The organism is Collinsella aerofaciens, from assembly GCF_015554145.1.
Classification (GTDB): Bacteria; Actinomycetota; Coriobacteriia; order Coriobacteriales; family Coriobacteriaceae; genus Collinsella; species Collinsella aerofaciens_AA.
In genome coordinates this window covers 83,149-90,244 of record NZ_JADNHZ010000010.1, presented here as the reverse complement: position 1 = coordinate 90,244, position 7,096 = coordinate 83,149, and the positions used below count along the sequence as shown (strand labels likewise).

Annotated in this window: 6 protein-coding genes; all 6 read left to right on the top strand. The window is 59.7% G+C overall.

The window, feature by feature from the left end; genetic code table 11:
* Positions 1-231 precede the first annotated feature (231 nt).
* From acpS to tsaD, 6 genes are read left to right on the top strand one after another with little or no spacing between them, the layout of a single operon-like run.
* Complete coding sequence (acpS, locus tag I2E13_RS05590; protein ID WP_117655164.1) at positions 232-771, top strand: holo-ACP synthase; 540 nt, start codon at positions 232-234, stop codon at positions 769-771.
* On the top strand, positions 772-2,388 hold the full coding sequence (locus I2E13_RS05585; RefSeq protein WP_195404433.1) for an NAD(P)H-hydrate dehydratase: 1,617 nt from the start codon (positions 772-774) through the stop codon (positions 2,386-2,388).
* A gap of 2 nt (positions 2,389-2,390) precedes the next feature.
* The gene (gene alr / locus I2E13_RS05580) at positions 2,391-3,536 is read left to right on the top strand and encodes an alanine racemase (protein ID WP_035137770.1); all 1,146 of its coding nucleotides are present in this window, start codon (positions 2,391-2,393) and stop codon (positions 3,534-3,536) included.
* An 8-nt stretch (positions 3,537-3,544) separates the two neighbouring features.
* Positions 3,545-4,165 (top strand): uracil-DNA glycosylase, encoded by a 621-nt coding sequence (locus tag I2E13_RS05575; protein ID WP_006235848.1) that lies wholly within the window; start codon positions 3,545-3,547, stop codon positions 4,163-4,165.
* A gap of 12 nt (positions 4,166-4,177) precedes the next feature.
* Complete coding sequence (gene tsaE, locus I2E13_RS05570) at positions 4,178-4,684, top strand: tRNA (adenosine(37)-N6)-threonylcarbamoyltransferase complex ATPase subunit type 1 TsaE (RefSeq protein ID WP_118377319.1); 507 nt, start codon at positions 4,178-4,180, stop codon at positions 4,682-4,684.
* Positions 4,671-7,055 (top strand): tRNA (adenosine(37)-N6)-threonylcarbamoyltransferase complex transferase subunit TsaD, encoded by a 2,385-nt coding sequence (gene tsaD / locus I2E13_RS05565; protein ID WP_195404432.1) that lies wholly within the window; start codon positions 4,671-4,673, stop codon positions 7,053-7,055. The genes tsaE and tsaD overlap by 14 nt, the downstream gene beginning before the upstream one ends.
* Positions 7,056-7,096: the final 41 nt, after the last annotated feature.

Here is a 7,096-nt window from a genome sequence, read left to right as displayed (position 1 = left end):
CATCGCGCCGAGAGTACTGCGGGGCCAGCCCGTGGGAGGCCAGGGCGCCGCTGACCGGTGGACGGCACCGAGCCGTCATCGAAACTGAAAAAGGGGGAGGCCTCGCGGCCTCCCCCTTTTTTGCGTTTACGGGCTTTTGTCTCACATAGTAGCTGTGTTTTATAACCCTCGTTTGTCGCATCTTCTGTGAACGGGCTACAATAGCTTAGTCTGTGCAATATGGAGGTGAACATGGCTGAAGCTGGTATCGGCGTTGATATCGTCGAGATTTCCCGCATGAAATCTATTCTTGAAAAGACGCCGTCGTTTGCTCGGCGTGTGTTTACCGAAGAAGAGCGTGCGTATTGCGATGCATCATCGCGTCCCGCTGCTCACTATGCGAGCCGCTTTGCTTCGCGCGAGGCGGTGCTTAAAGCTCTCGGCACGGGTTTTAGTCAAGGCGTGGGTCGCAAGGATGTTTCGGTAACGCGCGATAAACTCGGCAAACCGAAGGCGCTGCTTTCGGGCCGTGCTCTCGAGATCGCTCAAGAACTGGGTGTTGTTGAGGTCGCTCTTTCCATTACGCTTACGGGAGACTTGGCCGTTGCGAATGCCATCGCGATTACCGAAGATGCTCGGCCTAAGCCAAAAGATGAAAAGGTGAGCACCAAGAAACGCGTTGCGCAGACATTTAAAGAGGCTCGCTCTGTATTAGATGAGCTCGAGCAGCTGCAGAATTCAGCATTGACGGAGCACCTGGGCGATGCTTCGCAAGATACGCTAGGAGCATAGATGAAACCGGTTTTGAGTACCGAAGAAGTCGTTCGTCTCGAGGATATCATCGAACGCGAAGGGACTTCGAAGGCCGAGCTTATGGAGCTAGCGGGTGAGTTTGCCGCTAACGAGGTCTTGAAGCTCAATCCCGATCGGGTTCTCGTTTTGGTCGGTTTTGGTAATAATGGCGGCGACGGTTGGGTTGCCGCCGATATCCTGAGCCATAAGGGTGTGGACGTGGATATCGTTTCTCCGGTTGAGCCGGATGAGATTCCTGCTGCTCTGGCACGTCATGTTGCTCGTCGTACTGCCGGCCGCGATGTGCACGTTTGCGTCGGCCCCTCGCGTGATGAACTCGAGGTTTTGATCGATAAGGCCGATGTTGTTGTCGATGCCATTTTTGGTACCGGTTTCCACGGGAATCTGCGTGCGCCGTTCTCCATTTGGATTCCTACGGTCAATGAATGCGCCGATTGTGTCGTATCCATTGATGTCCCCTCGGGCCTGAATGCAGAGACGGGCGTTGTTGATGACGACTGCATTCGTGCCGAGCGCACGGTGACGATGATTGCGCCCAAGATTGGTCTGTATAGCGCTGATGGTCCTGAGTATGCTGGCGATTTGATCTGCGGCAATCTTTACGACCGTCTTGACGAGGTCATCGATGATGTCGACCACGCCGCCGAGATTGTCGAGCCCGGTGACTTAGTTGATTACTTTGCTCCGCTACCATCGAATATCGATAAGTATTCCCGTGGCTCTGTGCTTATTGTCGCCGGATCTGCGCAATATCCTGGTGCTGCCATTATGGCGGCCAAGTCTGCAGCTCGCGCGGGTGCTGGTTACGTGGCAGTCGCGGCTCCTGACGCCTGCGCCAATCTCATTCGCATGGCACTTCCTTCGATTCCGGTCTTTGCTATTCCGTCTGATTCCCGCGGCTCCTTTGGCGCTGCTGCGCGCATGACGGTGTGCGAGATCGCAAAGAAGTACAGCTGCGTGCTGTGCGGTCCCGGTATCACGACGTCTGCTGGCGCTATGCAGGTGGTTTCGGGCTTGCTCGAGCTTGATGTACCGCTAATTTTGGACGCCGATGCACTCAACTGCCTTGCTAAGATTGCCATTGACGGTATTGATAGTAACCCCGAGATGTATCGCCGCGAGCAGCCGTTGGTTATGACGCCGCACTATCGTGAGCTTTCGCGCCTGGTTGCCGGTGACGAGGTGAACGACCTTGGTACCGCGATTGCGGCCGCGCAGAAGGTTGTCTGGGCTGCAGGCTCCGACAATCTGGTGGTCATTGCCAAGGGGCCGACGACGGCTATCTGTGGCGTTGAGCGCGTGCTGCTGCCGCTCTCGGGTCCGGCTTCTCTGGCAACTGCCGGTTCGGGTGATGTTCTGGCGGGTATTTTGGCCGGCACGCTTGCCACCATGCGCGACGAGATGGATCGTTGGGAGTTGCTGTATTCGTACGCCGTTGCACTTCACAGCTACGCCGGTTTTGCTGCGGCGACGGAGTATGGTGAGAAGAGCGTTATCGCGACCGATCTTATCGACTTGATCGGTCCTGCCATGGAGCTGGCGGCAAAGGATGCGCTCGAAGATCTGGGAATCATGGACGAAGGGTCGGATGACTAATCATGAATAAAGCCGATTTGACGCGCTGGTCCTGGGTCGAGATCGACCGCGGGGCGCTCCGTCGCAACACGAGGGCCTATAAGAACTTGCTGAATCCACGTCAGCGCCTGTGCTGCGTGGTCAAGGCCGATGCTTATGGTCATGGAGCTGTTGAGTGCGCCAAGATCATGTATTCGGCCGGTGCCGACATGTTTGCCGTGGCGACGGTTAACGAGGGCGTTGAGCTCCGACAGGGCGGGATTACGAAACCCATCCTCATCCTAAGCGAGCCGCCTATCGAGGCCATTCCGACGTTGCTCGAGTTTGATATCATGCCCTCGGTCTATACGTCTGACTTTGCTCTTGCGTATGGCGAATGTGCCGTCGCGGCGGGCAAAGTGGGCAAGTATCATCTCGCCATCGAGACGGGCATGAATCGTATCGGCGTTCACTACACGCAGGTGCTCGACTTTGTCCGCGGTATAAATTTCCATCGCGGTATTCAGTGCGACGGCGTATTTACGCACTTCGCCACGGCCGATGAACCTTCGGGCTGGGACTACAAACTGCAATGTCAGCGCTTTACCGAGGCCGTTCAGGCCATTAAGGATGCGGGCTTTGAGTGCGGTATCGTGCACTGCGCCAACACGCCGTCCTCGATGCTCGACCCCTCGATGCATTTTGATATGATTCGCGCCGGCGTCGGCTTGTATGGCATGCAGCCGTGCGAGCTGAGTGGCCGCGTGATGCAGCTTGATCCCGTTATGAGCGTCCATGCGCGCGTGACGCGCGTGGCACACCCTGCGATGGGCGAGGGCGTGGGCTACGGTTTTACCTACCGCGTACCGCGTACGCGCGTTCAGATCTGCACGCTGCCGATCGGTTATGCCGATGGCCTATCGCGTACGCTTTCCAATCGTATGGATGTGCTGTATCGCGGCGAGCGCGTGCATCAGGTTGGCAATATCTGCATGGACCAGTTTATGGTCGCCATTCAGTCCAACCCGGCACACGAGATTCCCGAGGCCGAGTATGGTGACGAGATGATCATTGTCGGCCGCGATGGCGACGCCGAGATCACTATGGACGAGATGGCCCGACTGCGCGGAACGATTAACTACGAGGTCGCCTGCGGCTTTGGCATGCGTCTCGACAAGGTCTACGTGTAGGAGCCGCTATGGGCGTCATGCACATCCCCGGCCATACCCATCAGGCACCACGTGAGGTCGCACTCGAGGAAATTGAGGCCGTTCTGGGCGATTGTCACCTCTGCCAGCTCTACCAGTCGCGTCACAATATCGTGTTTGGCGTGGGAAATCCCCGCGCTCGCGTGATGTTTATTGGCGAGGCGCCGGGCCGCAATGAGGATTTGCAGGGCGAGCCCTTTGTGGGGGCGGCAGGCGAGGACCTCAACGGCATTTTGTCGCTGGCGGGGCTCAAACGCGAAGACGTCTACATTGCCAACGTGCTTAAGTGCCGCCCGCCGGGAAACCGCAATCCGCGCCCCGAGGAAGTGCTGGCTTGCTCACCGTTTTTGCGCGAGCAGATTCGAAGCATCTGGCCCGATATCATCGTGACGCTCGGCAACCCCGCAACGCACTTTGTGCTCAAGACCGAGATCGGCATTACCAAGCTGCGCGGCAGGTTCCATCAGATGGGGCACTTTGTGGTGATGCCCACTTTCCATCCGGCAGCAGCGCTGCGCAATCCGGCGTGGCAGGAGCTGCTGGAGGAAGACTTTAAGATGCTGGGCGACTATCTGGAGCGACATCCCGCGCCAGAGGACGCCTCGGAATAATAAGGAGCATGTATGTCCCTGGAGCGCCTGGGGGTAGGTATTTACAAAACGACTTGCGCTGCCGATACGGAGTACTTTGGCGAGCTAATTGCACCGTGCCTTGAGGACGGCGATGTGCTCATCCTGACCGGTGGCCTGGGAGTGGGCAAAACTCACTTTACCAAGGGCGTCTCGCGCGGGCTGGGCGATGGGCATATGGTTACGAGCCCTACGTTTGCGCTCATGGCCGTCCACGATCAAGGTCGTATTCCGCTGTTTCACTTTGATCTATACCGCCTGGAGCATGCCTACGAGCTCGAGGATACGGGCATTTTCGATGTGCTGGGCTATGAGGGTGCTTGCCTGCTGGAATGGGGCGAACAATTCCAGGACGAGCTGACGGATGAGTATCTTTCGGTGACGCTCAGGCGTGATGAGGGCGACAGCGATGTGCGAACGATAACGCTCGAGGCGCACGGTGACCGCGCAATGGAGCTTTCCCATTTGATTGATAAGGCTGTACAAGATGAGCTTGCATAACGACAACGCGCTGGTGGTGGCGCTCGATACCTCGACCGACATGCTTGCCTGCGCGGCAAGCTGGATTGATGGGCAGACGGGTGAGACGAAGCTCGTGAGTGGCGACCACATGTGTCGCCGTCACGCCAACGTTGAGCTCGTGAATACCGTTGATGGCGTGCTGGCTCAAGCCGGTCTGGATCGCAGCGATGTTGGTTGCTATGTGGTCGGCCGCGGCCCGGGGTCCTTTACGGGTGTGCGCATCGGCATCTCCACTGCCAAGGGCCTCGCGCGTGGTGCCAATGTTCCGCTGCTGGGCGTGTCGACGCTCGACGCTTGCGCTTGGACGGCGTGGAAGGCTGGCGTGCGCGGCAAGCTTGGTATCTTGGCCGATGCTATGCGCGGTGAGGTATATCCGGCGCTGTATATGCTGGTCGATGAGGGTCCCGAGCGTCAATTTGAGCGCGAACACGTGGTCAAGGCCGCCGTGGCGCTCGATGAGTGGCGCCGAGCAGCGGACTGGGGCCAGGTTCAGCTGACCGGTGACGGTCTCGTGCGCTATGGCAAGCTGCTGGGTGAGGACGAGGCCGCCCGCTGCGTGGAGCGCGACCTGTGGTGGCCTTCGGGCGAGGGCTTGCTGCTCGCGCACGCTGCGGGTGACGGCGATCCGGCCCGCGTCCTGCCGATTTACACGCGCCTTTCGGATGCCGAGGAAAACGAGCGCAAGCGTCTTGGTCTTGCCGAGAGTGCGCAGAGCGAAATTACGGGTGTTGCCGATGAGCTCGCCGGTCGTCATCTGCAGTTCCGTCCCATGGGCGCGGCGGATGCCGAGGGCGCGAGCGCGCTGGAGGCTGCCTGCTTTGAAGGTGCCGGACACGAGGCATGGACGCCGGGCATGTTCCTGTCCGAACTGGGCGAGGACGTCGCTGCGCCGCGTAGTTGGTGGGTGGCACACGACGACGGCAAGCTGCTGGGCCTTGCCGGCGGTATGGTCGTGGACGGTGATGTGCAGATTCTGGATGTCGCCGTCGACCCGGCACATCGCCGTGAGGGCATTGCCCGCAAGCTGCTGTCGCACGTGAGCTATGATGCCCAGATGCTTGGCTGCACTACGGCTTCGCTCGAGGTCGAGGACGGTAACGAGGGAGCGACCGCGCTTTATAACGCTCTGGGCTTTACCGAGGCAGGACGGCGCCGCGGCTACTATGGTGCCGGCAAGGACGCCATTGTCATGACGGCTCCGCTGCCCCTGGTGCTTCCGGTCGATAATGCTTCGCCCGAGCCGACGGCGGCAGAGCAGCGCGTATGGCCGCTGCCTGCGCCTGGGCGCTCCGAGGGGGAGCGTGCCGAAATTGAGCGCCGCCGCCTAGTGCTCGCTATCGAGAGCTCCTGCGACGAGACGGCCGTGGCGATTATCGATGCGGATGGCAATATGCTGGCCAACCAGGTGTCGACACAGATTGATTTTCACGCCCGCTTTGGCGGCGTGGTGCCCGAGATCGCCTCGCGCAAACACGTTGAGGTGATTGTGAGTGTCGTGGATGCGGCGCTCGAGGATGCCGCAGCATCGCTTGGTCTTGAGGGTGGAGCCATCGCGCCGAGCGAACTCGCCGCTGTTGGCGTGACGCAGGGTCCGGGCCTGGTGGGTGCTCTGGTAGTGGGCGTCGCCTTCGCCAAGGGCTTTGCCTATGCCGCCGGCAAGCCGCTCGTGTGCGTCAACCATCTGGAGGGCCATCTGTTCGCCAACCTGCTGGCGCAGCCCGATCTCAGGCCGCCGTTTATCTTCACGCTCGTCTCGGGCGGTCATACCATGCTCGTGCACGTGAAGGCATGGGGCGACTACGAGGTACTTGGTGAGACACTCGACGATGCTGTGGGCGAGGCCTTCGACAAGGTAGCCAAGGCGTTGGGTCTGGGCTATCCCGGTGGCCCCATCATCTCCAAGCTGGCCGAGACGGGCAACCCCCGCGCGATCGATTTTCCTCGCGCGCTTAACAGCAGGGGAGACTATCGTTTCTCGCTTTCGGGTCTTAAAACGGCCGTGACGCTCTACATCGAGCAGGAGACCAAGGCCGGGCGCACGATTCACCTGCCCGATCTGGCGGCTTCGTTTGAGGCAGCCGTCTTTGACGTTCAGTACAAGAAGGCCAAAAACGCCCTGCATGCCACCGGATGCAAGGAATACTGCATCGGCGGCGGCGTCTCGGCTAATCCGCATCTGCGCGAGATGATGATCAAGAAGCTTGGGCGTCAGGGGATCCGCGTAACGGTGCCACCGCTTTCGGCGTGCACCGACAACGCCGCCATGATCGCAGAGGTTGCCCGCCGTAAATTCGACCGAGGCGAAATCTCGCCGTTCGACGTCGATGCCGATCCGAACATGACGCTGTAGTCATACGGGTGCGGTCCCCGACCGGAGGGGCCGGATATAAG

What these genes read in the sequence shown, in the direction of transcription:
- acpS (WP_117655164.1), top strand. Translation starts at nt 232, where the DNA reads ATGGCTGAAGCTGGTATCGGCGTTGATATCGTCGAGATTTCCCGCATG.
- I2E13_RS05585 (WP_195404433.1), top strand. Translation starts at nt 772, where the DNA reads ATGAAACCGGTTTTGAGTACCGAAGAAGTCGTTCGTCTCGAGGATATC.
- alr (WP_035137770.1), top strand. Translation starts at nt 2,391, where the DNA reads ATGAATAAAGCCGATTTGACGCGCTGGTCCTGGGTCGAGATCGACCGC.
- I2E13_RS05575 (WP_006235848.1), top strand. Translation starts at nt 3,545, where the DNA reads ATGGGCGTCATGCACATCCCCGGCCATACCCATCAGGCACCACGTGAG.
- tsaE (WP_118377319.1), top strand. Translation starts at nt 4,178, where the DNA reads ATGTCCCTGGAGCGCCTGGGGGTAGGTATTTACAAAACGACTTGCGCT.
- tsaD (WP_195404432.1), top strand. Translation starts at nt 4,671, where the DNA reads ATGAGCTTGCATAACGACAACGCGCTGGTGGTGGCGCTCGATACCTCG.